The sequence below is a fragment of the Kumtagia ephedrae genome, from assembly GCF_003012745.1.
In the GTDB taxonomy this organism is placed as follows: Bacteria; Pseudomonadota; Alphaproteobacteria; order Rhizobiales; family Rhizobiaceae; genus Kumtagia; species Kumtagia ephedrae.
In genome coordinates, this window is the sequence record NZ_PXYK01000021.1 from 99,383 (window position 1) to 125,280 (window position 25,898).

A 25,898-nucleotide genomic window follows, 5' to 3' on the forward strand; every position below is an offset into this window, starting at 1 on the left:
GGGGAGGGGTTAGGGGTGGGGGTTCACAAGCATGGTGGCATGGAAATGAACTTGGAGGGCGGCGTGCGTCATACCCCCACCCCTATCCCCTCCCCTCAAGGGGGAGGGGTGCTCGCAGCGCTTCCCGCCGCGACGCCGATGATGGAGCAGTACATCGAGATCAAGGCGGCGAATCCCGATTCGCTGCTATTCTACCGCATGGGCGATTTCTACGAGCTGTTCTTCGACGACGCCGAGGTGGCATCGCGGGCGCTCGGCATCGTGCTCACCAAGCGGGGCAAGCACCAGGGTTCTGACATCCCCATGTGCGGCGTGCCGATCCACGCCGCCGACGACTATTTGCAGAAGCTGATCGGGCTCGGCCACCGCGTCGCCGTGTGCGAGCAGATCGAGGACCCCGCGGAGGCCAAGAAGCGCGGCTCGAAATCGGTGGTGCGCCGCGACGTGGTGCGGCTGGTGACCCCCGGCACCATCACCGAGGACAGACTGCTTTCGCCGGCCGAATCCAACTTCCTGATGGCGCTCGGCCGGGTCAAGGGCGGCGGCTTCGCGCTCGCCTGGCTGGAGCTGTCGACCGGCCTTTTCCGGGTGACGGAGACCACCGCCGACCGGCTGGTCGCCGACGTCTTCCGCATCGACCCGCGCGAGCTGATCGTCGCCGAGCCGGTGTTCTTCGATCCCGAGCTGAAGCCGGTGTTCGATCTGCTCGGCCGCGTCGCCAGCCCGCAGCCGCCGAGCCTGTTCGATTCGGCTTCCGCCGCCGACCGCATCGCCCGCTTCTACCGCGTCGCCACGCCGGACGGCTTCGCCAGCTTCGGCCGGGCGGAGCTGTCGGCGATCTCCGGCATCATCGCTTTCGTCGAGAAGACGCAGAAGGCCGAGCGCCCGCCGCTCGGCGTGCCCGAGCGCGAGGCGGCCGGCTCGACGCTGTTCATCGACGCCGCGACGCGCGCCAATCTGGAGCTGGTGCGCACGCTGTCGGGCAGCCGCGACGGTTCGCTGCTCTATGCGATCGACCGCACCGTGACCGGCGCCGGGGCGCGCCTGCTGGCCGAGCGGCTGACCTCGCCGCTGACGGCGCCGGCCGCGGTCAATGCCCGGCTCGATTCGGTTTCCTGGCTGGTCGAGGAGACCGACCTGCGCGAGGGACTGCGCGCGCTGCTCAAGGGCCTCGCCGACATGCCGCGGGCGCTGACCCGGCTGGCGCTCAATCGCGGCGGCCCGCGCGACCTCGGCGCGCTTGCCGCCGGTCTCGACGCCGCCGCGCAGGTTCGCCACCTGCTGGCGGCTGCCTCGCCTCCCGCCGAGATCGCATCGGCGCTGACGGCCATCGCCGACCTGCCCGTCTCCTTCGCCGAGCGGCTGGCGCGGGCGCTCGCCGACGAGACGCCGCTGCTCAAGCGCGACGGCGGCTTCGTGCGGCCGGGCTGGAACGCCGAGCTCGACGAGATGCGGGCCTTGCGCGACGAATCGCGAAAAGTCATCGCCGGCATGGAGCGCGACCTCATTGAGGAGACGGGCGTCCGTTCGCTGAAGATCCGCCACAACAACGTGCTCGGCTACTACATCGAGGTGACGGCAAACCATCAGGCGGCGTTGAGCGGGACCGACGCGCTGCGCGCCCGCTTCATCCATCGCCAGACCATGGCGAGCGCCATGCGCTTCACCACGACCGGGCTTGCCGATCTCGAGACCAGGATCGTCAATGCCGCCGACCGGGCGCTGGCGATCGAGCTCGGCGTGTTCGACGAACTGGTCGCCGAAGCCGTCGGCCATGCCGAGACCATTCGCGCCGGAGCGGCGGCGCTCGCCGTCCTCGACGTTTCGGCGGCGCTGGCGGCGCTCGCCGCCGACGAGCGCTGGACGCGGCCGATTGTCGACGACAGCCTGACCTTGGAGATCGAGGGCGGCCGTCACCCCGTGGTCGAACAGTCGCTGCGCCGCATCTCCGGCCAACCCTTCGTCGCCAACGACTGCGACCTGTCGCCGGCCGAAACGGGCAAGTTCGGCGCCATCTGGCTGCTTACCGGACCCAATATGGGCGGCAAGTCGACCTTCCTGCGGCAGAACGCGCTGATCGCCATCCTGGCGCAGGCCGGCTGCTTCGTGCCGGCGGCACGCGCGCATATCGGTGCGGTCGACCGGCTGTTCTCGCGCGTCGGCGCTTCGGACGACCTGGCGCGCGGCCGCTCCACCTTCATGGTCGAGATGGTCGAGACGGCGGCCATCCTCAACCAGGCCGGCGAGCGCTCGCTGGTCATCCTCGACGAGATCGGCCGCGGCACCGCCACCTTCGACGGCCTCTCCATCGCCTGGGCGGCGGTGGAATATCTGCACGAGAAGAACCGTTGCCGGGCGCTGTTCGCCACGCATTTCCACGAGATGACGGCGCTGGCCGAGAAGCTGCCGCGGCTCCACAACGCCACCATGCGGGTGAAGGAGTGGGAGGGCGAGGTGATCTTCCTGCACGAGGTCGGCAAGGGCGCGGCCGACCGCTCCTACGGCATCCAGGTGGCGCGGCTGGCCGGCCTGCCGGCAGCCGTGGTCGAGCGCGCGCGCGAGGTGCTGCACCGGCTGGAGAGCGGCGAAACTTCCGGCAAGGCCGACCGGCTGGTCGACGACCTGCCGCTGTTTTCCGTGGCGGCGCGGCGCGAGGCGCCGAAGCCGGACAAGCCCGACCTGCTGCGCGAGGCGGTGGCCGCGCTCAACCCGGACGAGATGACGCCGCGCGAGGCGCTGGAGGCGCTGTACAGGCTGAAGGGGAAGGCGGGCGGATAGGTGCAGGTGCCTGGCCGGTGGCTCCTTGACAGGTGACGGGAAAGATGCCACATAATCTGTCACATGGAAGTGTAGAAAGATGTGGCAATGATGACCTCAAGGGATCATCCCGGCGGTTTTGAAGAAAGCGCCACTCCCTATCTCGCACCGACTCCCGTCCATCTGCCGGCAGGCCGGGCTGCGAGCCTCTTCGGCACGGACGGAATGGTCGACATAGATCATGTGGTGGAGCGCTTCGGCATGTCGAAGGGGCAGTTCGCAGAGACCATCGGACTGGCGCCGGAAACGCTGCGCCGGACCAGCCGCCTGACGGCGGCGAAGACTCAGTCGAGGATCACGGAGATGCTGGAGATCATTGCACGGGTGACCGGATGGGCCGGGGGCGAGAAGCAGGCGATGGCGTGGTATCGCGCCGAGCCGATCCCGGCCTTCGGCGGCCGCACGGCGGAAAGCCTCGTCAAGGACGGCAAGGCAAATGCCGTGCGTGACTATCTCGATCATGTCGCCATGGGCGGCTTTGCTTGAGGTTTGTCGGCGACTGCTACCGGGCGCATCATCCGAAATGGTCGTTCTCGCCGCTGTCCGGCGGTGGGGCCAAAGTCCATGGCGGGCGCTTCAATCCGAAGGGAACCGCAGCGCTCTATCTCGGCCTGACGATCGAAGGCGCGGTGATCGAAGCGGCGCAAGGCTTTGCCGCGAAGCTCGAACCGCTGACCGTCTGCCTCTACGAAATCGATTGCGACGACATCCTCGATCTCACAACCCCCGAAGCGCAAGCAGCGGCCGGCGTCGCGCCGGGCGACTTGGCCTGTGCATGGGCGCTCGACGTCGCGGAGGGGCGCCAGCCCGCGTCATGGAACCTGGCCAGGCGCCTGATCGGGCGCAGCTGTGCCGGCATCCTGGTGCCCTCCTTCGCGCGCGGCGCCCGCGCGGACATGCGCAATCTCGTCCTGTGGAAATGGCGACCGGAACTGCCGTGGCGCGTCATGGTCCACGATCCGTCCGGACGGCTGCCCAAGAATCTGCTGTCGTGGGAGATGCAGGGCCGCTGACGATGATCGGTCCGGGTCTTGCTAGCCGCTGCCGAGCCTTCGCACCAGCCCGGCCGGCAGCTTCTTCGCAAAATCCCGGGCCAGCGGGCGGGCGCGCTTCAGCACCGCCTCGCAATACAGCCGGCCGCGGGGGGTGAACACGTAAGCTAGATCCTGGACGCCGGTCTCGCCGTCGGCGTGGCGCAGCTTGTAGGGATCGGCGGGCGCCAGCATGTCGAAGGTGGCCGAGCCGCGCTGCCGGGCCGTCGCGAAGACGTGATGGATGAGGATGCTGCCGATGCCCTCGCGCTCGCAGTCGGGATCGGATGCGATGACATGGCCGAAGCTGCTGCCCTTGCAGTCGAAGGACAGATCGATGCCGATCGGCCGGCCGTCGCGCTCGATGGTGGAGATGCGCAGCGCCGAGTCCGGATCGGCGGCGCAGTCCTCGAAAAAGGCGACGAAGCGCGGGTCGGACATGGTCGGCGACAGGATCGCATTGCGCTTCAGCCAATCGCGCTTGAAGGCGACGGCCTGCCGCGCCAGCCCGGCCGCCTCGCCCGGCGGCAGGCTGCGCAGGGCAATCTCTCCCAATTCGGCGAGACGGCGCAGCCGGCGGCGATAGGCGGAGCGTTCCCGCGCCGGATAGGCGGTACCCGGCCCGTCGGAGCCGACGCGCCCGGCAAGGTCTGCGAACGGCGCCTGGCTCTGGCTCAGGAGGACGGGACGGCGGGGTGCCTGTATGCCGAGCAACGCCGAATCGGCGCGTATCTTCTGGGCAAGGAAGAGATCGGCGCCGGAGCGGTCCAGCGCCGACCACGCAGCCGCCACCACCTCCGCGTCGATCCCAGGCTCGGCCAAGACATCGCCGAACTGCGCCACCGGAGCGCCCATGACCTGCAGCACGCAAACGCCGAAGCGCCGCCGCAGGACCAGCGGCCAGAGCATGACGATGCGGCCGTCCCGCCGCGCGACCACCACATGCGGCGTCATGCCCGGCTCGAGATAGTGCCGGGCCCAGTGCGTCAGGAAGGCGTGGCTCTGGAACACCTGCTGCGGCAGGCCGGCGCGCGCGAAAAATGCGTCCCATTCGGGCCGCAGGGCTGCGAGACCGGCGGTCGTGGCGACGACCTCGATCCCCTGCCCGACAGCCGGCGCGACCGGCCGGGCCGTCGCGACGGAGACCGATCCCGCCGTCAGGATGCCGGGATCGCTCATCCGCCGCCACGCATATAGGCGAGCAGCCGCTTCGGCCCGGCCAGCGGGAAGCGCAGCAGGTACGGTCCGAGCAGCAGCGGATGGCGCGCCGCGAAGGGTGCGTCCTGCTCGACGAGGTGGCGGATGGCGAGCACCGGCAACGGCGCCCTGAGCGGCCTGAACTCGGGGTTCCACAGGCCCGGTGCGTCATTGGTGGCGTGCATGAAGCCGATCATGCGGAAGCGGGCGAGCGAATAGAACTTGTGGCGGCGCTGCACCGCCTGCAGCATGGCGATGCCCTCGGGCGAGGCGCAGTTCGGAAAGCCGACGATGACGGTGCGGAAATGGCGCATGGACGGCTTGCAGGGGATCGCCTCCAGATCGGAAAACCCCTGGCGGATCAGCCGAAAGGCCTCTTCCTCATCGCCGGGTCCGGCCGGGGAGATGGCGAGGCGGACCGTATCCAGCTTGGCTGCCTGCCTGGTGAACGGGCAAACGGCGCCGGTGCGGCCGAGATCGGCATGGCCGCGCATCAGATAGGCCTCGACCCAGCCGCGCAGCGTCGCCAGCGCGTCGTCGCCGGTCTCCGCGGCACGCGCTTCCTGCATGGTCAGCAAAGCTGTGCCGACAGCCGGCCTGGCAACCCTGTCAAGCATGACATCCACTCTTCCTCGACGTTGCATGGAAGACTAGCGCTTGTCGCTTGCCGAATGATTGAGCGGCTGCCGCGAAGCAGGCTCTTGCGAGATCATGGTTTCCGGATGGTTTCCAGGCGTTGCAAAAATCATGCTTTTCGGGGTCCGGCGACCGACGTGCCGGCCGGATGGCGCTGCCTTTCACCCAAGATCGACAGGGCCAGCGGCCGCCATCGATCATGCCTCGGCAGCGAATCCCGGTGCTTTTCGTTGACTTGGCGGCGGCGAGGCCGCACTGACTCCTCTATCGTAACCGCATGAATCAGTTCGCATGAACCTGCCGACCGATCCCGCCGAAAACCTCGCTTCGCTGATCCGCTGCCCGTCGGTCACGCCGGCCGAGGGCGGCGCGCTGGCGGCGCTGGCGGCGATGCTCGAGCCGATGGGCTTTGCCGTCGACCGTCCGGTGTTTTCCGAGGAGGGCACGCCCGACATCGAGAACCTCTATGCGCGGCTCTCCGGCAACGGCCCGCATCTGATGTTCGCCGGCCACACCGACGTCGTGCCGGTCGGCGATGCCGACGCGTGGACGCACCCGCCCTTCGCCGCGGACATCCGCAACGGCGAGATGATCGGCCGGGGTGCCGTCGACATGAAGGGCGGCATCGCCTGCTTCGTCGCGGCCTTGGCGCGGCACCTGGCCGACGGCACCCGCCCGCGCGGGTCGGTGTCGCTGCTGATCACCGGCGACGAGGAAGGGCCGGCGATCAACGGCACGACGAAGCTGCTCGACTGGGCGGCGGCGCGCGGCGAGACATGGGACGCGGCGATCGTCGGCGAGCCGACCAATCCGGACGCGATCGGCGACATGATCAAGATCGGCCGGCGCGGCTCGCTGTCGGGGGAGGTCACGGTCCACGGACGTCAGGGCCATGTCGCCTATCCGCATCTGGCCGACAATCCGGTGCGCGGGCTGCTCTCGCTGGTGGATGCGCTGCTCGAACCCTCCTTCGACGGCGGCACGAAGGATTTCCAGCCCACCAATCTGGAGATCACTTCCATCGACGTCGGCAACCCGGCGGTGAACGTCATTCCGGCGCGGGCGAAGGCGACTTTCAACATCCGCTTCAACGACAGCTGGGAGGCCGAGACGATCCAGGCCGAGATCCACAACCGCCTCGATACGGCTGCCGGCCGGCGCAAATACCGCAAGGGCCGCACGGACAGAATCGACTTCGATCTCGTCTGGCGCGACCGTCCGAGCCATGTGTTCCTGACCCGCGACGAACGCCTCGTCGAGACCCTGTCGGCCTCCGTCGCGGCGGTGACCGGGCGCACGCCCGCGCTCTCCACGTCGGGGGGCACGTCGGATGCGCGCTTCATCAAGGATTTCTGCCCGGTGGTCGAGTTCGGCCTGGTCGGCAAGACCATGCACATGGTGGACGAGCGCGTCGCCCTTTCCGACCTGGAAACGCTGACCCGAATCTACCAGCGTTTCCTGCAGGACTGGTTCGGGTGACGCCATGCTGGCCGGCGCCGAGATCCAGAGCGGACTGTCGGGAGCCTGGCGCATGATGGCCGGCCGCGCCGACGGGTTGCGGCTGCTCGATCTGTCGGCGGACGGTTTCTGGAACTCCTTCTTCGCTATCCTCGTCGCCGCGCCGGCCATGGCGCTCGGCTGGGTCATGCTCGCGGACCAGGTCTCCGACGTCCAGATGGCCTCGCGCGGCGGCCTCGTCGTCCGCTATGCGCTGCGCGATCTCGGCACGTGGGTGCTGCCGCTGATCGGCTTCGCGCTAGCGGCGAAGCCGGCCGGCCTTGCCGACCGCTTCGTCCCTTATGTGGTCGCCTCCAACTGGGGCTCGGCGCTGCTGGTCTGGCTGACCCTGCCGCCGACCATCCTCGCGATGCTGGCGCCCGGCGCCACCGACTTCGTCACGCTGCTGTCGCTGCTCTTCTACGGCGCCTCGCTGTTTCTCGGATGGCGGCTGACCAATGCCGCGATCGGACGCGGCCCGGCCATGGCGAGCGCCGTCTTCGCCGCCATGTTCGTTGCGTCGCTGATGGTGCTGCTGGCGCTTCAGGCGTTGCTCGGCCTGTCCGCCCCGTAGTCGACCCCGACCAGATAGAGGCCGTCGGGCGGCGCCACCTGGCCGCAGGCGGCGCGGTCGCGCGCGGCGAGCGCCGCCGCCAGGTCGGCTGCGTTCCAGACACCCTCGCCGACCCGCTTCAGCGAGCCGACCATGGAGCGCACCTGGTTGTGCAGGAAGGAGCGGGCGGCGGCGCGCACCTCGATGAGGTCGCCGGTGCGGCTGACATCGAGCCGGTCGAGCGTGCGCAGCGGGCTGTCGGCCTGGCACTGGGCGGAGCGGAAGGTGGTGAAGTCGTGCCGGCCGACCAGTTCCTGCGCCGCTTCCTGCATGGCCCCGGCGTCCAGCGGCTTCGGCACCCACCAGGCGCGGCCCTTCTCCAGCGCCGTCGGGCTGCGGCGGTTGAGGATGCGGTAGAGATAGCGGCGGCCGGTCGCCGAAAATCGCGCGTCGAAGTCCGGGCCGACCATCGAAGCGGCGAGGATGACGACGCTGTCCCCGGCCGATTGCAGGTGCGCATTGACCGCGTCGCGCACCGTGTCGGCCGGCCAGTCGCGAACGAGATCGACATGGGCGACCTGGGCGGTGGCGTGGACGCCGGCGTCGGTTCGGCCGGCGGCGCGCAGGGAGACGGTCTCGCCGCAAAAACCCTTGACCGCGCGCTCGACCGCCTCCTGCACCGAGCGCGGCCCGTCCTGCCGCTGCCAGCCCGCATAGGGCCGTCCGTCATATTCGATGTCGAGGCGGTAGCGCGGCATGGCGTTCACAGGTCCGCGAAGGCGGCGGCGTAGACGAGCCGCCCGGTGGCGGGCGCCGCGCCCCAGGCGAGCGCCTGCAGTGCGTCGCCCTGGTAATCGCTGGCGAAAAGCCGGGCGCGCTCGTGCCGATAGCCGAAACGGCCGTAATAAGCAGGGTCGCCGAGCACCACGGAGAGCTCTTCTCCGGCCGCCGCGAGGCGGCGATGCGCCTCCTCGACCAGCGCGCTTCCGATGCCGGCACGCTGAAGAGCCGGATCGACGGCGAGCGGCGCAAGCGCCACCGCCGGGAACAGCATGCCGTCGCCGTCGACCAGAAGCCGCGAGAACAGGACGTGGCCGACGATGCGACCGTCCGTCTCGGCAACCAGTTCGAGCACGGCATCGCCGTCCGCCGCCAGCCGATCGACGAGGTCGGCTTCCAGCGGCTGCCCGAACGCCCGCTCGACCAGCGCATGGATGGCGGCGCGATCACCGGCACTGGCTGGCCTGATCATCGGGGTCATGGCAGATGGTCTCCACGCGCCAGCTTGGCGCCGCGCAGGAACTCGACGGCTTCGACCGGCCGGCCGCCGGCACGCTGCACCTCGACCAGCCGCACGGCGCCGCCGCCGCAGGCGACGGTCAGCCCGTCGTCGAGAACAGTGCCGGGCTCGCCCTTCCCTTCGCCCATGGTGGACCGCAGCAGCTTCAGCCGCTCGCGCCGTCCGCCCGCCTCGAACTCGCACCAGGCGCCGGGAAAAGGCGACAGGCCGCGAATACGATTGTGCACCTCGGTCGCCGGCAGCGACCAGTCGATGCGCGTCTCGGCCTTGTCGATCTTGCTGGCGTAGGTGACACCGGCATCGGCCTGCGGCGCCAGCGCCAGCCGGCCCGCTTCGAGCGCCGCCATGGCCTCGACCATCAGCGCCGCGCCTGCCGTGCTCAGCCGGTCATGCAGTTCGCCCGTCGTCTCGTCCGGACCGATCGGCAGCCGCGCCGTCATCGCGACGGGCCCGGTGTCGAGGCCTTCTTCCATCTTCATCACCATCATGCCGGTCGCGGCGTCGCCGGCCATGATGGCGCGGTGGATGGGGGCCGCGCCCCGCCAGCGCGGCAGCAGCGAGGCGTGGCCGTTGAAGCAGCCGAGCCGCGGCGCCTCCAGCACGGCGCGCGGCAGCAGCAGTCCATAGGCGACGACGACCGCGACGTCGGCGCCGAGCGCGGCGAATGCCTCCTGACCGGCCTTGTCTTTCAATGTTGTCGGGCAGCGCACGGGAACGCCCAGCCGCTCCGCCTCCCGCTGCACCGGAGACGGCGTGAGGTCGAGCCCGCGCCGGCCGGCCGGCCGCGGCGGCTGCGTGTAGACGGCGGCAAGCTCGTGGCCGGCCTCGGCCAGCGCCGCCAGCGTCGGCACGGAAAATTCCGGCGTGCCCATGAAGATGATGCGAAGCGGCATGGCTCTTCCGCGTTTTTCGTGTCGCGGCACATAAGCGCCTCACCCGGCTATGTCGAGGGGCAGTCGCTTCGGCCGCTTCGGGCTGCGCCTCTTGCAAGGCGCCGCCGCCGCGCCGGTACTCGTCCAGGCAGGCGGCAAACCGGCAGCTCGGCTGCTCCCGGAACCGTGACGGCACGAAACTCCCCGACCGTTCGCGGCGGGGTTGCCTTGCGGGCGCGGACGCGTCATTCAGGGCAGCCAACGACACGAGGGAAATTGCCTTGACGGATCGCCAAGCCCGCCCAGTCTCGATTTTCCGCGAATTCCTCGACAGCGAGGCGTCGGGCGGCATCATCCTGATGGGCGCGGCGGTGCTGGCGCTGATCGTCGCCAACTCGCCGCTGTCGGACGCCTATTTCGGCGCGCTCAAGACCTATCTCGGTCCGCTCAATGTCGAGCACTGGATCAATGACGGGTTGATGGCCGCGTTCTTCCTGCTGGTCGGGCTGGAGATCAAGCGCGAGATGCTCGACGGCCAGCTCTCCACCTGGCCACGCCGCGCTTTGCCAGGCATCGCGGCTGTCGGCGGCATGGTGGTGCCGGCGCTGATCTATGTGGCGATCAATTCCGACAACCCGCAGGCGCTGCCCGGCTGGGCGATCCCGACCGCCACCGACATCGCCTTCGCGCTCGGCGTGCTGTCGCTGCTCGGCAACCGCGTTCCCGCCTCGCTGAAGGTTTTTCTCACCGCGCTCGCCATCATCGACGATCTCGGCGCGGTGATCATCATCGCGCTGTTCTATACCAGCGGCCTGGCGCTGCCTTACCTCGCCGGGGCCGCCGCCGTGCTGGCCCTGCTGATCGTGCTCAACCGCATGGGCGTGCTCAACCTGATCCCCTATGTCGTGCTGGGCGTCGCGCTGTGGGTGTTGGTGCTGAAGTCCGGCGTGCATGCAACGCTGGCCGGTGTGGCGCTGGCGCTGACCGTCCCGCTGCGCACCTCGCCCGGCATCGCGCGCGATCTGGAGCACTCGCCCCTGCACCGCATGGAGCACGCGCTGCACAAGGTCGTGCCTTTCGTGGTCATCCCGATCTTCGGCTTCGCCAATGCCGGCGTGTCGTTTGCCGGCATGAGCCTCGCCTCGCTGGCAGAGCCGCTGACGCTGGGCGTCGTCGCCGGCCTGGTCGTCGGCAAGCTGGTCGGCGTGCTCGCCACCTCGGCCATCGCGATCAGGCTCGGTCTCGCCGACCTACCGATGCGGGCCGGCTGGTCGCATATGACCGGCGTGGCCCTTTTGTGCGGCATCGGCTTCACCATGAGCCTGTTCATCGGCCTGCTCGCCTTCGCCTACGACCCCGCCATGCAGCAGGCGGTGAAGCTCGGCATCCTCGCCGGCTCGCTGCTCGCCGCGCTGCTCGGCACGGCGGTGCTGCTGATGTCCCCCCGGCCGACCGTCGAGGACGACGACGAGTGATTGCCCATCCGGCGCCGGCGTGACATAGGTCCGGCCGGCCCGACGCAAGCAGGACGAACAATTGCCCGACAACGAGACCGGCCGGCCCGCGCCGGAGCGCAGGATGATGAAGGTGCTCGGCGGCGAGGCGGCCTCGCCGCCGCCGATCTGGATGATGCGTCAGGCCGGCCGCTACCTTCCCGAATACCGCGAGGCGCGCCAGCGGGCCGGCTCCTTCCTCGACCTCTGCTACAATCCGGATTTCGCCGTCGAGGTGACGCTGCAGCCGATCCGCCGTTTCGGCTTCGATGCCTCGATCCTGTTCTCCGACATACTGGTGGTGCCGCACGCGCTCGGCCGCGACTTGAGCTTCGTCGAGGGCGAGGGGCCGCGTCTCGTTCCGATCGAGACGGCCGAGATCGCCCGGCTCGGCGAGGGCGGCGATTTCCACGCCAGGTTGGCACCTGTCTACGAGACGGTTTCCCGCCTGCGCCGCGAGCTTCCCGCGGAGACGACGCTGATCGGCTTCTGCGGCGCGCCGTGGACGGTGGCGACCTACATGATCGCCGGCCGCGGCACGCCCGACCAGGCGCCGGCGCGGCTGCTCGGCTTCCGCGAGCCCGAAGCCATGGCGCGGCTGCTCGGCAGGCTGGCCGAGGTCTCGGCCGAGTATCTGATCCGCCAGATCGACGCCGGCGCCGATGTCGTGCAGATTTTCGACTCCTGGGCGGGCGTGCTGGACGAGGCAAGCTTTCAGGCCTGGTGCGTAGAGCCGGTCGCGGAGATCGTCCGGCGGGTGCGCGAAAAACATCCGGCGACGCCGATCATCGGTTTTCCGCGCGGCGCTGGCGCGCTCTATGCCGGCTATCGCGAAAAGACCGGCGTCACCGCGCTCGGCCTCGACTGGTCGGTGCCGCTCACCCAGGCCCGCGCCCTGCAGGCCGGCGGCGCCGTGCAGGGCAATCTCGACCCGCTGCGGCTGGTCGCCGGCGGCCGCGCGCTGGACGAAGGCGTGGACGCGATCCTCGAAGCCCTCGGCGGCGCTCCGCTGATCTTCAATCTCGGCCACGGCATCACGCCGGAGACGCCCATCGCCCATGTGGAGCGCATGGTGAAGCGGGTGCGGGAGCGGGGGTGATCCCTTCTCCCCGCTCGCGGAGAGAGCAGAAGGTCCAATGCGGCACCACCCACTCATCGAGGCTCGCGCCGCCCCTCATCTGCCTTCCGGCATCTTCTCCTGGTAAACGGCAGGACTATCGCATGTGGAGTTACCCCCACCCCTAACCCCTCCCCACAAGGGGGAGGGGGACCGGCTGGCGTCTCCGCCGAGCACTAATCGTCAACGGTTATGCGTTGCGGCCGCAAAGTCCCCCTTGTGGGGAGGGGTTAGGGGTGGGGGTACACGGCCGGGCAGCAGTACCTGAAATCCCATATGCATTGCCCTGCGATAAACAGGGGAGAAGAGAGCTATTTCACGGCCGCCCGCCAGCGCTCCGCATAGGTCGACCACGCCGGTTCCGGAGCTATGACCGTGTCGCCTGTGGCCAGCCCCGACGGCGTCTCCCGCGCGCAGAGCAGCGCCGCGCCGATGCTGGTGCCGGTGCTGCCCTTCGAGACCACGACCGGGCGGCCGCTCGCCGTCGCCAGCATCCTCGCAAAGCAGCGGTTCTGACCGAAAGGTCCCTCGACGACCGTGTCGCCCTGCGCGCCGATCAGGTCGAGGCAGGTGGCGGTCATCATGGCGAGGTAGAAGGAGACGGCGGCGAAGCGTTCCCCGGGCTCCGTCGCCTCGGCCGGGAGCCATTCCGCCGTGCGGTGCTGGAACGGGCCGGAACCCTGGTCGGTCGACGGCGTGAGCAGCATCGGCGTGTCCAGCACCCTGGCGATGTCGGCCTCGTCCGGCGTGACCGGCTTGTCGCCGAGCAGCAGCGAGAACTCGCGCCCGCCCATGAAGCGGGCCGACGGCACCGGATCGCGAAAAGCGTTGACGTTGATCAGCGTGTCACGCGCCGGGTCGAGCACTTTCGTCTCGCCGCCCACCGCCATGACGATCACCCAGGTGCCGGTCGAGACCACAGTGAACGGCGCCGGCCGGGCGAGCAGGTGGGGGTAGAGCGAGGCGTTGGAATCGTGGATGCCGCAGAACACCGGCGTATCCTCGGGAAAGCCGATCCTCTCGGCGATCCCGGATCTGAGCATCCCCAGGCGGTCGCCGGCCTTGCGCACCGGCGCCATCAGCTTCCGCCAGCCGAGCCGGTCGACCATGCTGGAGAAGTCGCGCCTGTGCGGGTCCCACAGGTCGGTATGCGCGCCGAGCGACGTCGCCTCGTTGGCGGCGACCCCGCACAGCCGGAAGGCCCAGTATTGCGGATACATCAGGATGGTCGAGACGCGGGCGAAGGCATCCGGGAAGGCACGGCTCTGCCAGAAGAACTGCGCGCCGACATTGAGGCCGCCCGGCAGGCGCGGCGAGCCGGCCTCGGCGAAGGCGGGGCGCAGCGCATCATATTCCGCGGCTACCGTTTCGGGACCGGAATATTCGTAGTCGAGCATCGGCAAGGCGAGCGTGCCGTCGGCGGCGAGCAAAATGCCGGAGCCGCCATGCGCGGTGACGACGATGGCGTCCGGCATTGCCAGATGGCGCGCTCGCGTCAGGCCGTCGAGGATGAAGGACCAAAGCCTTTCCGTGTCGAAATGCGGATAGGGGCCGGATTCGACCACGCCGTTCGCGGTGCGGGCGACCACCGTCTCCCCGAGCGAGGCCAGGTCGACCAGCGCCACCTTGGCGTTGCTCTTGCCGATGTCGACGACGGCGACGGTTCGCACGGTTTCCGGCATGCCGCTCACTCCATCCGAAAAACCGTCTCGAGCGGCACGGCGACCGGCTCGTTGTCGGCCCTGGTCTCCATGATGTCGGCCATGTGCGCCCACCAGCGCTGCATCACCGGATGGTTCGGCAGCTCGGCCATGGCGTGGTCGTCGCGGCGCCAGAGCACGCCGAACAGAAGATTGTGCTCCTCGTCGAGATGGATGGAATAGTCGGAGACGCCGGCTTGGCGCAGCAGCGCCACCAGCTCCGGCCAGATCGCGTCGTGGCGCCTGATGTATTCGGCTTTCATGCCGGGATTGAGCCGCATGCGGAAGGCGTATTTCTCCATCGCGTCACCTGCCGGTCCGGAAGCCGAGCTTGTCGACGATGCGCGGGATGGCGATCACCGCGATCAGCAGCAGGCCGATATAGACGCTGACGACCTGGCCGGGGATGTTGTTGAGCGACATGCCGAAGGTGACGAGGCCGAGCACGAAGACGGCGAGCACCACGCCGACGATCGAGCCGACGCCGCCGGCGATCGACACGCCGCCGAGGATCACCATGGTGACGATGTCGAGCTCCCAGCCGATGGCGATGTTGGAGCGCATGGAGCCGAGACGCGCCGTCAGCAGCGCCGCCGCAAGGCCGGAGAGCATGCCGGAGACGACAAAGAGCAGAAAGGTCAGCCGGTCGACCGGAATGCCGGAGAAGCGCGCGGCGACCGGGTTCGAACCGATGGCGAACAGCTTCCGCCCCATCGCGGTCTTGTGCAGCACGATGCCGAAGAGCACCGCCAGTATCAGGAAAACCAGGAAGGACAGCGGCAGCGGCGGCACGAACAGCCAGGGGATGCCGGTCTCCTTCATCTTGACGAAGTAGCTCTGGCCGAGTTCGAGGAACTCCGGCGGATATTTGGTCTTGGCCTGGTCGCCGAGGATGACCTGGGTGAGGCCGCGGAACAGCGACATGGTGCCGATGGTGACGACGATCGACGGCAGCGCGAACCAGGTGACCAGCACGCCGTTGAAGACGCCGCACAGCAGCCCGATGCCGATGCCGGTGGCGAACAGCGCCGCCGGCCCGAAACCGGCCTCGGCGGCGTAACCGATGCCCATGGCGGCGAGCGCCACGATCGCCGCCACCGACAGGTCGATCTGGCGCACCAGGATCAGCAGCGCCATGGCCAGCGCGATGATCGCCTTCTCCGAAAAATTGAAGGTGGCGTCGGCGAGGTTGAAGACGTCGAGGAAATAGGGCGAGACGATGGTGTTGACCACGATGGTCAGCGCCAGGAGGATGACGAGGATCACCTCCCAGCGCAGCAGCACGTCGCGCAGGCGCCGAGGTGCTGCGTCGAGCACCGTGTAGCGGCTTTCGGGCTGTTGCATCGGCGCGTTCATGCCTTCACCCGTCCGATGCGCCGGGCCTCCGGCAGGATGAGCTTGTCGGGCCGCCGCTCCGCCCGCGCGTTGATGACGACGGCGGCGAGGATGACGGCGCCGGAGATCGCCATCTGCCAGAAGGGCGAGATCTGCAGCACCGGCAGCGCGGTCATGACGATACCGAGGAACAGCGCGCCGAGCAGCGTGCCGGCGACCGAGCCGACGCCGCCACCGATCGACACGCCGCCGATGACGCAGGCGGCGATGACGGTCAGCTCGTAGCCGTTGGCGATCTCGGAATAGGCGACGCCGTAGCGCGCCACCCAGAGATAGCCGCACAGCCCCGCCACCGCGCCGGAGATCGAATAGGCGAGCAACTCCTGCTTGCGCTGGTCGATGCCGCAATAGCGCGCCGCCACGGGGTTGCCGCCGACCGCATAGAGGCCGCGTCCGGCGCGGCTGAGATTGAGGAAGATGTAGAACAGGATGGAGACGGCCACGGCGATCCACACCGGCGTCGTCAGGCCGAGCAGCATCTGCTTGGGAAAAGCCTGGAAGCTGACGCCCATCTCCGAGGCATTCACCTGGTCGCCGCCGGCGATGATGATGATCATGCCGCGGAAGACGGCGAGCGTGCCGAGCGTCATGACGATCGGCGGGATGCCGAGAAAGGCGATCAGCGATCCGTTGATCATGCCGAGCACGAGACCCGTGGCGACGCCGGTCAGGATCATCAGCAGCAGCGGCGTGTCGGGATAATATTGGCTGACCAGCGCCGCCATCATGCCGGACAGCGCCAGGTTGGCGGCGACCGACAGGTCGATGCCGCGCGTCAGGATCACCACCATCTGCGCCAGCGCCATCATGAACAGCACCGACGTCTCGGTGAGCAGGTCGCCGATGTTGTCCCAGGCCAGGAACACCGGCTGGTAGGCGCCGATCGCGGCGACGCCGACGACCAGGATCAGCGCGAGGGCGAGCTCGCGGAAGTTCAGAAGCTTGGTCATGACGCGGTGCCCTGCATCGATGTCCCGGCAGGGCGCAGCGGCAGCATACCCCCACCCCTAACCCCTCCCCACAAGGGGGAGGGGGACCGGCTGGCGTCTCCGCCGAGCACCAATCGTCGACGGCTTTGTGTTGCATAGCGGCCGCAAAGTCCCCCTCCCCCTTGTGGGGAGGGGCTAGGGGTGGGGGTACAGGGCCGAGCAGCAGTTCCTGAAATCCCATATGCGATTGCCCTGCCCTTGAATGGAGGGGCAAGGGGCGGGGGCGCTATCAAGCAACACGGCTCGTTTCTGACCGTCATCACCTTCACGCGGCCTCCCTGGCGGCGCCGGTGGCCGCGCCGACGATCTGCTCGGCACTCCAGGCGCCGCGCTTGAATTCGTCGACGATGTGGCCCTCCTTCATGACGATGATGCGGTCGGCGAGACCCATGACCTCCGGCAGCTCCGAACTGATCAGCACGACCGCAAGGCCATCCTGCGCCAATTCGCCGATGAAGTCGTGGACGGCCGCCTTGGAGCCGACGTCGATACCCTTGGTCGGCTCGTCCAGCACGATCACCTTCGGCCGGGTCGCCAGCCATTTGGCGATCACCACCTTCTGCTGGTTGCCGCCGGAAAGCTCGCCGAGCTGCTGTTCCCAACTCGCCGCCTTGATCGCCAGCCGCCGGCCGAGCGACCGCGTCGCCTCCTGCTCGGCGGCGCGCGACAGGAACAGGCCGCGCACATATTTCGACAGGTTGGCGAGCGTCACGTTCTCGCGGATGCCGAGCGACAGGATGGCGCCCTGGTCTTGCCGGTCCTCCGGCACGTAGGAGATGCCGGCGGCGATCGCGTCGGATGGCGACCGAACGGCGAGCGGCCTGCCGTTCAGGGTGACCGTGCCACGCGTCACCGGCGTGATGCCGAACAGGCCTTGCATGGCCTCTGTCCGGCCCGCTCCGACAAGACCGTAAAGGCCAAGAATCTCGCCCTTTCGCAGGTCGAAGGAGATGTCGGCATATTCGGTGGCGTTCGACAGGCCCTTTACGGAAAGCACCACCTCGCCGATCGGCACGTCGCGCTTGGGAAACACCTGGTCGACCGGACGCCCGACCATCATGCGCACCAGCTGCGCCTCGGTGACGGAAGAAATCGGCCCCTCGCCCACTTTCTCGCCGTCGCGCAGGCAGACGAAATCGTCGGCGATGCGGAATATCTCGTCGAACTTGTGGCTGATGAAGACGATAGCGCGGCCTTCGGCCTTGAGCTGTGCGACGATGCGGAAAAGATCGTCGATCTCGTTGGCCGAGAGCGCGGCGGTCGGCTCGTCCATGATGACGACCCGCGCCTCATGCGACAGGGCGCGGGCGATCTCGACCAGGTGCTTCTGCGCCACCGACAGCCGCTTCAGCTTGAACTCCGGCGGAATGGCGGCGTCGATGCGCTTCAGCAGCTCCGCCGATTTCCTGCGCATCTCGGCCCAGTCGACGAGCCTCGTCGATCCCGTGGGCATGTGGCCCGTGAAGATGTTCTCGGCGACCGACAATTCGTCGAACATCACCGTTTCCTGGTGGATGGCGGCGATGCCGGCCGCCCAGGCGTCGCGCGGCGACGAAAAATGCTTCTGCTCGCCGCCGACGCGAATTTCGCCGGCGTCCGGACGGTAGATGCCGGTGAGAATCTTGACGATGGTGGATTTTCCCGCGCCGTTCTCGCCGATCAGCGCGGTGACGCGGCCGGGCTTCAGCGACAGGCCGATGTCGTGCAGGGCCCGGACGCCGGGAAAGCTCTTCGAGACGCCGGTGAGGGTGAGGATGGGATCTGACACGACAGCGCTGACCTCTTACCCTCCCCCTTGTAGGGAGGGTCGGTGAGCAGGTGTCGCAAAGCGGCACCTGCGAGACGGGGTGGGGGTAAGGTCAGTGTGCGGATCGCACCCCCACCCCGCCCTTCGGGTGACCCTCCCTCAAGGAGGGTAAGAACCGGCCGATCAGAATATCTTGGCGAATTCCTCGACATTGGTCTTGTTGAACTCGAACGGCTCGCCCATCACGGCCTCGCCGTCCTTGCCGACGGTGGTCTCGCCCTTCTTGCCCATGGAAAGCTTCGAGCCCTCGGCGGTATCCTTGCCGGCGAGGATGTCGGCCATGATCATGGTCGAGGAATAGCCGTATTCGACCGGGTTCCAGATGGCGAAGGTGTCGCAGGCGCCGGCAAGCACGTAATCCTTCATTTCCGAGGGCAGGCCCAGGCCGGTGATGAACACCTTTCCGGTGAGGCCGCCGTCGACGATGGCCTTGGCGCCCGAGCGGATGCCGATGGTGGTCGGCGAGATCACGCCCTTGAGGTTCGGATGCGCCTTCACCAGGCCCTGCATCTCGCGGTAGCTCTTGTCGTCCTGGTCGTCGCCGTAGACGGTCGCCACCAGCGGCATGTCCTTGTATTCCGGCTTCTTCCACTCCTCCTTCATGGCCTCGATCCAGGAATTCTGGTTGGTCATGGTGGACGCGGCGGAAAGAATGGCGACCTCGCCCTTGCCGCCCAGCGTCTTGGCGATCATCTGCACCTGCTTGGCGCCGATGAGCGGGGTGGACGACGCGGAGAGGTGAACGACGCGGCCGGCCGGCGCGATGGCCGAATCGAAGCTCATCACCTTGATGCCGCGCTCTGCCGCCTTCTTGCCGACGGGAACCAGCGCGTCGGCATCGTTGGCCGAGACGATGATGCCGTCCACCTTCTGCGCGATCTGCGCGTCGATCACCGCGATCTGCTCTTCGGCCGTCGGCTTGGCGGACGCCGTGTAGATGATCTCGATGCCGCCGAGCTCGGCCGCGGCTTCCTTGGCGCCATTGGCGCAGGCGTCGAAATAGCTGTTGCCGAGGTTCTTGACGATCAGCGCGATACGCTTGTTGGCCTGCGCGCGCGCCGGCCGCGTGATGATCGCCGGCGCGGCGAGCACGACGGCGGCTCCCGCGCCAAGCTGCAATATGGTACGACGTGTGGTCTTCATGGCAAATCTCCTCCCTGCCATCCCAGTTGTATCTTCGGACCGGCCCATGCCGGCCCAACCGTCCGCCGATCATGCGGCGGAAGCGATTTCCTTGGCAATGGGCGCGATCCTCACATCGAGCCCTGCATTCTCCATCATCGCAAGCGCCGCCTCGCTGATCTGGTCGTCCGTCACCAGCGTGGTGACGCGCGCCAGCGGGCACACGACGAGACTGCCGCGCGGCTCGAACTTGGTCGAATCGGCGAGCACGATCAACCGTTCGGTGCGGCTGAGCAGTTTTGCCTCGGCCCGCGCCACCAGCGGGTCGGCCTCGACCACGCCGAGGGGGGTGATCGCCGCGGCGCTCATGAACATGGTCGTGGCGTGCAGGTTCTGGATCGCGTCGTCCTCGAAAGGCGACAGGATGATGCCCTGCTCGCGGTAGACCTCGCCGCCCGGCAGCGTGATGCGGTTGTCGCTGCCGCGGATCAGCGCCTCGGCGATCGGGAACGAGTTGGTCAGGATGTTAAGCCGGCGCTCGCGCAGAAAATCGACCATGGCGAAGGTGGTCGTCCCGGCATTGATGATGATCGACTCGCCGTCTTCGACCAGCCCGCAGGCGAGCGCCGCGATGGCGCGCTTCTTGTCGGCGTTCTTGATGCGCTGCGAGCTGAAGGTGGGCGCGCCGAGGGTGGCGGGGAATGTCGTCGCCGGGGCGGAGATGCCGCCGTGCACGCGCCGGACCAGCCCCTCCTCCTCCAGCTTCGCCAGGTCGCGCCGCAGCGTCGCGCTGGAGGCACCGGTGAGGCCGACCAGTTCGCGCACCGGCACGACCGGCCTGCCGGCCATCGCTTCCAGTATCGCAGATCGGCGGTCCGTCTCGCGCATGTCGATGCGATTGCCCCGAACAAAATCGATCACATGAATGCACGCTCGCTCACGATCGTCAAGAACGGTGAGCGTATTGCGTCGCAGCAATTCCATTGTGCGCCGCAAACGCTCAAAATCGGAGCGAATCCTGATTGACCGTGAGCGAATAGGCTCATACGCTTCCCCAAAAATCTCGAAAGGGCGGAAACATGGCCACGCAAGGACTCGCCGATCTCTGGGACGACGCCAAGGCTGCCGGCATGAGCGAGGCCGAGTTGCTCGTCTACCGCTCCAACCTGCTCGGCTCCGACAAGCGCATCACCAATTACGGCGGCGGCAACACCTCGGCCAAGGCCGTGGAGGAGGACCCGCTCACCGGGAAGCCGGTCGAGGTGCTGTGGGTAAAAGGTTCCGGCGGCGATCTCGGCACCATGAAGATGGACGGGCTGGCCAGCCTCTACATGGACAAGCTCGAGGCGCTGAAGGGCCTCTATCGCGGCCTCGCGCATGAGGACGAGATGGTCGGCTACCTGCCGCACTGCACGTTCAATTTGAACCCTCGCGCGGCCTCGATCGACACGCCGCTGCATGCCTTCGTGCCGAGGAAGCATGGCGACCACATGCATCCCGACGCGGTCATCGCCATTGCGGCGGCGAAGGACAGCAAGGCGCTGACGCAGAGAATCTACGGCGACGAGATCGGCTGGCTGCCGTGGAAGCGGCCGGGTTTCGAGCTCGGCCTGTGGCTGGAAAAGTTCTGCAAGGAGAACCCGAACGCCGCCGGCGTGGTTCTCGAAAGCCACGGCCTCTTCACCTGGGGCGACACCGCCAAAGCGTGCTACGAGGTCACGATCCGCATCATCAACAAGGCGATAGCCTTCTTCGAGGCCGAAGGCAGAGGCAAGCCGGCCTTCGGCGGCGAAGTGCGCAGCACGCTGCCTGCTGAGGAGCGCCGCGCCATCGCGGCGAAGCTGATGCCGGCGCTGCGCGGCATGATCTCGACCACGGAGCGCAAGGTCGGCCATTTCGACGACCAGCCGGCCGTGCTGGAGTTCATTGCCGCCCGCGACATGGAGAAGCTGGCGGCACTCGGCACGAGTTGCCCCGACCATTTCTTGCGCACCAAGATCAGCCCGCTGGTGATCGATTTCGGCCCCGCCAATCCGGACATCGACAGGACACTGGCCGGCCTGCCCGCCGCGCTGGAAACCTACCGGCGGGGACACGCCGCCTATTACGAGCGCTGCAAGCGCCCCGTCAGCCCGCCGATGCGCGACCCCAACGCGGTCGTCTATCTCGTTCCCGGCGTCGGCATGATCACCTTCGCCAAGGACAAGGCCACGGCCCGCATCTCCGGCGAGTTCTACGTCAATGCCATCAACGTCATGCGCGGCGCCTCGACCGTCTCCGACTATATGGGCCTGCCCGAGCAGGAGGCCTTCGACATCGAATACTGGGTGCTGGAGGAGGCCAAGCTGCAGCGCCTGCCGAAGCCGAAGCCGCTTGCCGGCCGCGTCGCGCTGGTCACCGGCGGCGCGGGCGGCATCGGCCGGGCGATCGCCGACCGGCTGATGGCCGACGGCGCCTGCGTGGTGCTGGCCGACATCGATGCCGCCGCGCTGGAGACCGCCGAGACCGAGTTCGCGAAACGCCATTCCGCCGACGTGGTTCGTGGCGTGAAGCTCGACGTGACAAAAGAGGCCGAGGTCGCCGAGGCGTTCACTTTCGCGGCAAGGGAATTCGGCGGGCTGGACATTCTGGTCTCCAACGCCGGCATCTCGTCGGCGTCGCCGGTCGAGGACACCGAGCTGTCGATGTGGACCCGCAACATCGACATCCTGGCCACCGGCTATTTCCTGGTGGCCCGCGAAGCGTTCCGCCTGATGAAGGCGCAGAAGGCCGGCGGCAACATCGTCTTCATCGCCTCCAAGAACGGGCTCGCTGCCTCGCCCAACGCCTCGGCCTACTGCACGGCCAAGGCGGCGGAGATCCATCTCGCCCGCTGCCTGGCACTGGAGGGCGCGGAGGCCGGCATCCGCGTCAACACCGTCAATCCGGACGCCGTGCTGCGCGGCTCCAACATCTGGAAGGGCGAATGGCGCGAGCAGCGCGCCGCCGCCTACAACATGAAGCCCGACGAGCTCGAGGAGCACTACCGCAAACGCTCGATGCTGAAGCTCGGCGTGTATCCGGAGGATGTCGCCGAGGCGGTCTGGTTCTTCGCCTCCGACCTGTCGGCGAAGTCGACGGGCAACATTCTGAACGTCGATGCGGGCAACGCGCAGAGTTTTACGCGGTAGCGCCGGGGACAGTTTACTTTTTTCCGCCCGCGCCAGCCTTGCCGCGCCGCGCCTGTCTGCGGAAAGAAAGTAAACTGTCCCCTGCACCCGTCGCAGGGAGGACACCATGACCGAAAAACTCATCGCCGCCGACATCGTCACCGCCCACAACGCCGCGCGGGAAAACAACCTGCGCCGCGACTACGAGCACCTCGGCGAGCAGCTCGACCGGCGCGGCATCAGGATCGACGCCATCCGTGAAAAGGTCGAAAAATTCGGCGTCGCCATTCCCTCCTGGGGCGTCGGCACCGGCGGCACGCGCTTCGCCCGCTTTCCCGGCGAGGGCGAGCCGCGCGACGTCTTCGACAAGATCGAGGATTGTTCGGTCATCCAGCAGCTCACCCGCGCTACGCCCACTGTTTCGTTGCACATCCCGTGGGACAAGGCCGACCCGCAGCGGCTGAAGCAGGCCGCCTCGCGCTTCGGTCTTGCCTTCGACGCCATGAACTCCAACACGTTCTCCGACGGCAAGGACCAGAAGCTCTCCTATAAGTTCGGCTCGCTCAGCCATGCCGACGCCGCGGTGCGCCGCCAGGCCGTCGAGCACAATCTCGAATGCATCGAGATCGGCCGCACCATCGGCTCCAAGGCGCTGACGGTGTGGATCGGCGACGGCTCCAACTTCCCCGGCCAGGTGAACTTCACCAAGGCGTTCGAGCGCTATCTCGACGCCATGCGCGACATCTATGCCGCCCTTCCGGAGGACTGGCGGCTGTTTTCCGAGCACAAGATGTACGAGCCGGCGTTCTATTCGACCGTCGTGCAGGACTGGGGCACGAACTACCTGATCGCCCAGGAACTCGGGCCGAAGGCCTTCTGTCTGGTCGACCTCGGCCACCATGCGCCGAACGTCAACATCGAGATGATCGTGGCGCGGCTGATCCAGTTCGGAAAACTCGGCGGCTTCCACTTCAACGATTCGAAGTACGGCGACGACGATCTCGACGCCGGCTCGATCGACCCCTACCGGCTGTTCCTGGTCTTCAACGAGCTGGTCGACGCGGAGCTTTCGGGCGCCAAGGGTTTTGACCCCGCTCACATGCTCGACCAGAGCCACAACGTCACCGATCCGATCGAAAGCCTGATGCTATCGGCGGTGGAGGTGCAGCGTGCCTACGCGGCGGCGCTTCTGGTCGATCGCAAGGCGCTGGAGAGCTACCAGACGGAGAACGACGCGCTGATGGCGACGCAGACGCTGAAAGCCGCCTTCCGCACCGATGTCGAGCCGATCCTGGCGATGGCGCGGCTGAACGGCGGCGGTGCCATCGATCCGGTCGGGGCCTATCGCGAGGCGGGCTATCGCCGCAAGGTCGCGGAAGAGCGGCCTGCCGCGGTCTCGGGCGGCGGCGGGATCGTGTGAGGCCTGGGTCGCAGCAGATCGCCGGTCTCGATTGTCCGGCGATCTTTCAGGCTGGCAAACTCCCCGTCTCCGTCTTGCCCTTCGGGCACCGGCCGGCCCGGAACAACGACATGCCTGCCCATCACCCCGGTGCGTATTCGAACCAGTCGAAATCCGCCGGCAGGCGGGCGCCGCTGGTGTCGAAGGCCATCATGCCTATGAACGCCCCGGTGAAGGAACCGTGCTCGCCGCGCCCGGCCTCGTCGGAGACGAGGCTGGCGTCGAGGTCCGGCGCGAGCTTCCTCCAGCCGTCGCCAGTGTCGTAGGCAAAGGTCAGCCGCGCATGATCGATCTCCGCCGAGAGCCGCACGGCACCCTCGGCCGGCAGCGCGGTCGGCTCGGCGAGCGGGAAGCTGAGACGGCCGTCCTGCCAGTCGCCGAGGCAGCTCATCACGGTCAGCACGCGGCCGCGCCGTGCGTCGTGGCTGATCGCGAGGAAGTGGAACTTGTGGCGGTTGTAATAGAGCACCAGCCCCGCCGCCTGCTGGAAGCTGGCCGGCTCGAAATCGAGGCTCGCTCTCGCCCGGAAGGCAAAATGTTCCTGCCGGCGGGCGACCAGCGACTGCTCGAAGAAGCTGCCGATCGACTCGCGGCCGAACAGGCGCAGATGACCGGGGCGTTCCGTCAGCGAGAAGATGCGCTGCGCAAAGGGCGTCCTCAGCCATTGGAAATCGAGCGGCAGGGCATCGCCGTCGAACTCGTAGCGCATGCGCGGGCGCGGGGCCGCCACGGCATGGCTGCCCGCCGGCGCCGGCACCTTGACCTCGGGCACCGGCGAGCCGTGCTCCAGCCTGAGCCAGCCGTCCTCACTCCAGACGCATTTCTGGATCGCCGTTTCCCGGCCCATCGGCGAGCGGCGCAGACCGGAAAGCGGCCGCGCGCAGAGATGGGTGTGGTAGACCTCGCCGTCCGGCGTCTCCACCATCTGGCCGTGCCCGGCGCGTTGCAGCGCCGCCTGCGGCGCGTCTTTCGACGTGATCAGGTGGATGTCGGGATGCAGCTCGTAGGGGCCGTCGATGGCGCGTGAGCGCGCCATCGTGACGGCATGGTCGTAGCCGGTGCCGCCTTCCGCCGTGGTCAGATAATACCAGCCGTTCCTCTTGAAGAGATGCGGTCCTTCGACCAGCCCGTGCGGGCTGCCGGCAAAGATGTTCTTTGCGGAACCGACCAGTTTCCCGGCCCTGGCGTCGTATTCCTGGAGAAGGATGCCGGCGAAGGACGGATGTTTCGGGCTGCCGCCGACGCCGTGCGACACATGGTTCCACAGCATGTTGAGGAACCATTTCCTGCCGTCGTCGTCATGGAACAGCGACGGGTCGAAGCCGCTGGAATTGACGTAGACCGGGTCGGACCATGGCCCTTCGATCGACGGCGCGGTGACGATGTAGTTGTGCCCGTCCTTGAAGTTGCCGTCGAGCCGCTTGACGTCCGTATAGACCAGCCAGAACAGGCCGTCGGCATGAGACAGGCAAGGCGCCCAGATGCCTCCCGAGTCCGGATTGCCGCGCATGTCGAGCTGGCTCGCGCGCTCCAGCGGCCGCCTGACCAGGCGCCAGTTCACCAGATCGGTCGAATGATGGATCTGGACGCCGGGATACCATTCGAAGGTCGAGGTGGCGATGTAGTAGTCGTTGCCGACCCGGCAGATCGACGGGTCGGGGTTGAAGCCGGGCAGGATGGGGTTGCGGATCATGTTGGCCTCCGGGATTCCCGGGGACAGTTTACTTTTTTCCGCCCGCGCCCAGCCTTGAAGCGCCGCAGCCC

At 67.9% G+C, this 25,898-nt stretch carries 22 protein-coding genes; 9 read left to right on the forward strand and 13 right to left on the reverse strand.

What is annotated here, in order from left to right:
• The first annotated feature begins 138 nt into the window (after positions 1-138).
• From mutS to C7I84_RS20595, 3 genes are all read left to right on the forward strand, one after another.
• Positions 139-2,778, forward strand: coding sequence for a DNA mismatch repair protein MutS (gene mutS, locus C7I84_RS20585; RefSeq protein WP_245428525.1), 2,640 nt, complete (start codon positions 139-141; stop codon positions 2,776-2,778).
• A gap of 87 nt (positions 2,779-2,865) precedes the next feature.
• Positions 2,866-3,303, forward strand: a complete 438-nt coding sequence (locus tag C7I84_RS20590) for an MbcA/ParS/Xre antitoxin family protein (RefSeq protein WP_245428519.1) — start codon at positions 2,866-2,868, stop codon at positions 3,301-3,303.
• A complete protein-coding gene (locus tag C7I84_RS20595; protein ID WP_106774094.1) occupies positions 3,300-3,830 on the forward strand; it encodes an RES family NAD+ phosphorylase in 531 nt (176 codons plus the stop codon). The genes C7I84_RS20590 and C7I84_RS20595 overlap by 4 nt, the downstream gene beginning before the upstream one ends.
• A 21-nt stretch (positions 3,831-3,851) precedes the next feature.
• Here C7I84_RS20595 and C7I84_RS20600 read toward each other — a convergent pair whose 3' ends face one another.
• Both C7I84_RS20600 and C7I84_RS20605 read right to left on the reverse strand, forming a co-directional pair.
• Positions 3,852-5,027, reverse strand: a complete 1,176-nt coding sequence (locus C7I84_RS20600) for a GNAT family N-acetyltransferase (protein ID WP_106774095.1) — start codon at positions 5,025-5,027, stop codon at positions 3,852-3,854.
• Positions 5,024-5,662, reverse strand: a complete 639-nt coding sequence (locus C7I84_RS20605) for a DUF6875 domain-containing protein (RefSeq protein ID WP_106774096.1) — start codon at positions 5,660-5,662, stop codon at positions 5,024-5,026. The genes C7I84_RS20600 and C7I84_RS20605 overlap by 4 nt, the downstream gene beginning before the upstream one ends.
• 310 nt (positions 5,663-5,972) lie before the next feature.
• Between C7I84_RS20605 and dapE the strand changes: the two genes are divergently transcribed.
• Positions 5,973-7,160, forward strand: coding sequence for a succinyl-diaminopimelate desuccinylase (dapE, locus tag C7I84_RS20610; RefSeq protein WP_106774097.1), 1,188 nt, complete (start codon positions 5,973-5,975; stop codon positions 7,158-7,160).
• A 4-nt stretch (positions 7,161-7,164) separates the two neighbouring features.
• Positions 7,165-7,752, forward strand: coding sequence for a transporter (locus tag C7I84_RS20615; protein WP_106774098.1), 588 nt, complete (start codon positions 7,165-7,167; stop codon positions 7,750-7,752).
• Here C7I84_RS20615 and truA read toward each other — a convergent pair.
• The 3 genes from truA to fmt are packed head-to-tail and all read right to left on the reverse strand — an operon-like array spanning position 7,722 to position 9,924.
• Complete coding sequence (gene truA, locus C7I84_RS20620) at positions 7,722-8,489, reverse strand: tRNA pseudouridine(38-40) synthase TruA (RefSeq protein WP_106774120.1); 768 nt, start codon at positions 8,487-8,489, stop codon at positions 7,722-7,724. The two genes, C7I84_RS20615 and truA, sit on opposite strands and share 31 nt — an antisense overlap.
• 5 nt (positions 8,490-8,494) lie before the next feature.
• Entirely contained in the window at positions 8,495-8,992 is a 498-nt protein-coding gene (locus tag C7I84_RS20625) for a GNAT family N-acetyltransferase (RefSeq protein ID WP_106774099.1), read from the reverse strand.
• A complete protein-coding gene (gene fmt, locus C7I84_RS20630) occupies positions 8,989-9,924 on the reverse strand; it encodes a methionyl-tRNA formyltransferase (protein ID WP_106774100.1) in 936 nt (311 codons plus the stop codon). Before fmt ends, C7I84_RS20625 begins: the two co-directional genes overlap by 4 nt.
• A 254-nt stretch (positions 9,925-10,178) precedes the next feature.
• Between fmt and nhaA the strand changes: the two genes are divergently transcribed.
• Both nhaA and hemE read left to right on the forward strand, forming a co-directional pair.
• Positions 10,179-11,378: a Na+/H+ antiporter NhaA gene (gene nhaA / locus C7I84_RS20635; RefSeq protein WP_425351369.1), complete on the forward strand. Its 1,200-nt coding sequence runs from the start codon at positions 10,179-10,181 to the stop codon at positions 11,376-11,378.
• Positions 11,379-11,481: 103 nt separating this feature from the next.
• The gene (gene hemE / locus C7I84_RS20640; protein ID WP_106774121.1) at positions 11,482-12,495 is read left to right on the forward strand and encodes a uroporphyrinogen decarboxylase; all 1,014 of its coding nucleotides are present in this window, start codon (positions 11,482-11,484) and stop codon (positions 12,493-12,495) included.
• A 329-nt stretch (positions 12,496-12,824) separates the two neighbouring features.
• On the opposite strand, the gene C7I84_RS20645 is transcribed toward hemE, so the two are convergent.
• The 7 genes from C7I84_RS20645 to C7I84_RS20675 all read right to left on the reverse strand — a co-directional run bounded on the left by C7I84_RS20645 (position 12,825) and on the right by C7I84_RS20675 (position 20,414).
• The gene (locus C7I84_RS20645) at positions 12,825-14,195 is read right to left on the reverse strand and encodes an FGGY-family carbohydrate kinase (RefSeq protein WP_106774122.1); all 1,371 of its coding nucleotides are present in this window, start codon (positions 14,193-14,195) and stop codon (positions 12,825-12,827) included.
• Between the two features lie 5 nt (positions 14,196-14,200).
• Entirely contained in the window at positions 14,201-14,515 is a 315-nt protein-coding gene (gene rhaM, locus C7I84_RS20650) for an L-rhamnose mutarotase (protein ID WP_106774102.1), read from the reverse strand.
• A 4-nt stretch (positions 14,516-14,519) separates the two neighbouring features.
• Positions 14,520-15,557 (reverse strand): ABC transporter permease, encoded by a 1,038-nt coding sequence (locus C7I84_RS20655; protein WP_106774123.1) that lies wholly within the window; start codon positions 15,555-15,557, stop codon positions 14,520-14,522.
• 8 nt (positions 15,558-15,565) lie between these two features.
• A complete protein-coding gene (locus C7I84_RS20660) occupies positions 15,566-16,558 on the reverse strand; it encodes an ABC transporter permease (RefSeq protein WP_106774103.1) in 993 nt (330 codons plus the stop codon).
• Between the two features lie 304 nt (positions 16,559-16,862).
• Entirely contained in the window at positions 16,863-18,365 is a 1,503-nt protein-coding gene (locus C7I84_RS20665; RefSeq protein WP_106774104.1) for a sugar ABC transporter ATP-binding protein, read from the reverse strand.
• A 162-nt stretch (positions 18,366-18,527) separates the two neighbouring features.
• Positions 18,528-19,547 carry a rhamnose ABC transporter substrate-binding protein gene (rhaS, locus tag C7I84_RS20670; RefSeq protein WP_106774105.1) on the reverse strand — a complete coding sequence of 340 codons (1,020 nt, stop codon included), beginning with the start codon at positions 19,545-19,547 and terminating at the stop codon, positions 18,528-18,530.
• A gap of 69 nt (positions 19,548-19,616) precedes the next feature.
• The gene (locus tag C7I84_RS20675) at positions 19,617-20,414 is read right to left on the reverse strand and encodes a DeoR/GlpR family DNA-binding transcription regulator (RefSeq protein WP_106774124.1); all 798 of its coding nucleotides are present in this window, start codon (positions 20,412-20,414) and stop codon (positions 19,617-19,619) included.
• Between the two features lie 191 nt (positions 20,415-20,605).
• On the opposite strand from C7I84_RS20675, the gene C7I84_RS20680 reads away from it, so the two are divergent.
• Entirely contained in the window at positions 20,606-22,696 is a 2,091-nt protein-coding gene (locus C7I84_RS20680) for a bifunctional rhamnulose-1-phosphate aldolase/short-chain dehydrogenase (protein ID WP_106774106.1), read from the forward strand.
• Positions 22,697-22,802: 106 nt separating this feature from the next.
• The gene (rhaI, locus tag C7I84_RS20685) at positions 22,803-24,095 is read left to right on the forward strand and encodes an L-rhamnose catabolism isomerase (protein ID WP_106774107.1); all 1,293 of its coding nucleotides are present in this window, start codon (positions 22,803-22,805) and stop codon (positions 24,093-24,095) included.
• 121 nt (positions 24,096-24,216) lie between these two features.
• Here the strand turns inward: rhaI and C7I84_RS20690 are convergent, their stop codons facing one another.
• Positions 24,217-25,827, reverse strand: coding sequence for a glycoside hydrolase family 43 protein (locus C7I84_RS20690; protein ID WP_106774108.1), 1,611 nt, complete (start codon positions 25,825-25,827; stop codon positions 24,217-24,219).
• Positions 25,828-25,898: the final 71 nt, after the last annotated feature.

Excerpts from the sequence above, each read along its gene's own strand:
- mutS (WP_245428525.1), top strand. The coding sequence starts at position 139 with ATGATGGAGCAGTACATCGAGATCAAGGCGGCGAATCCCGATTCGCTG.
- C7I84_RS20590 (WP_245428519.1), top strand. The coding sequence starts at position 2,866 with ATGATGACCTCAAGGGATCATCCCGGCGGTTTTGAAGAAAGCGCCACT.
- C7I84_RS20600 (WP_106774095.1), bottom strand. The coding sequence starts at position 5,027 with ATGAGCGATCCCGGCATCCTGACGGCGGGATCGGTCTCCGTCGCGACG.
- C7I84_RS20605 (WP_106774096.1), bottom strand. The coding sequence starts at position 5,662 with ATGCTTGACAGGGTTGCCAGGCCGGCTGTCGGCACAGCTTTGCTGACC.
- dapE (WP_106774097.1), top strand. The coding sequence starts at position 5,973 with ATGAACCTGCCGACCGATCCCGCCGAAAACCTCGCTTCGCTGATCCGC.
- C7I84_RS20615 (WP_106774098.1), top strand. The coding sequence starts at position 7,165 with ATGCTGGCCGGCGCCGAGATCCAGAGCGGACTGTCGGGAGCCTGGCGC.
- truA (WP_106774120.1), bottom strand. The coding sequence starts at position 8,489 with ATGCCGCGCTACCGCCTCGACATCGAATATGACGGACGGCCCTATGCG.
- C7I84_RS20625 (WP_106774099.1), bottom strand. The coding sequence starts at position 8,992 with ATGACCCCGATGATCAGGCCAGCCAGTGCCGGTGATCGCGCCGCCATC.
- fmt (WP_106774100.1), bottom strand. The coding sequence starts at position 9,924 with ATGCCGCTTCGCATCATCTTCATGGGCACGCCGGAATTTTCCGTGCCG.
- hemE (WP_106774121.1), top strand. The coding sequence starts at position 11,482 with ATGATGAAGGTGCTCGGCGGCGAGGCGGCCTCGCCGCCGCCGATCTGG.
- C7I84_RS20645 (WP_106774122.1), bottom strand. The coding sequence starts at position 14,195 with ATGCCGGAAACCGTGCGAACCGTCGCCGTCGTCGACATCGGCAAGAGC.
- rhaM (WP_106774102.1), bottom strand. The coding sequence starts at position 14,515 with ATGGAGAAATACGCCTTCCGCATGCGGCTCAATCCCGGCATGAAAGCC.
- C7I84_RS20655 (WP_106774123.1), bottom strand. The coding sequence starts at position 15,557 with ATGCAACAGCCCGAAAGCCGCTACACGGTGCTCGACGCAGCACCTCGG.
- C7I84_RS20660 (WP_106774103.1), bottom strand. The coding sequence starts at position 16,558 with ATGACCAAGCTTCTGAACTTCCGCGAGCTCGCCCTCGCGCTGATCCTG.
- rhaS (WP_106774105.1), bottom strand. The coding sequence starts at position 19,547 with ATGAAGACCACACGTCGTACCATATTGCAGCTTGGCGCGGGAGCCGCC.
- C7I84_RS20675 (WP_106774124.1), bottom strand. The coding sequence starts at position 20,414 with ATGCGCGAGACGGACCGCCGATCTGCGATACTGGAAGCGATGGCCGGC.
- C7I84_RS20680 (WP_106774106.1), top strand. The coding sequence starts at position 20,606 with ATGGCCACGCAAGGACTCGCCGATCTCTGGGACGACGCCAAGGCTGCC.
- rhaI (WP_106774107.1), top strand. The coding sequence starts at position 22,803 with ATGACCGAAAAACTCATCGCCGCCGACATCGTCACCGCCCACAACGCC.
- C7I84_RS20690 (WP_106774108.1), bottom strand. The coding sequence starts at position 25,827 with ATGATCCGCAACCCCATCCTGCCCGGCTTCAACCCCGACCCGTCGATC.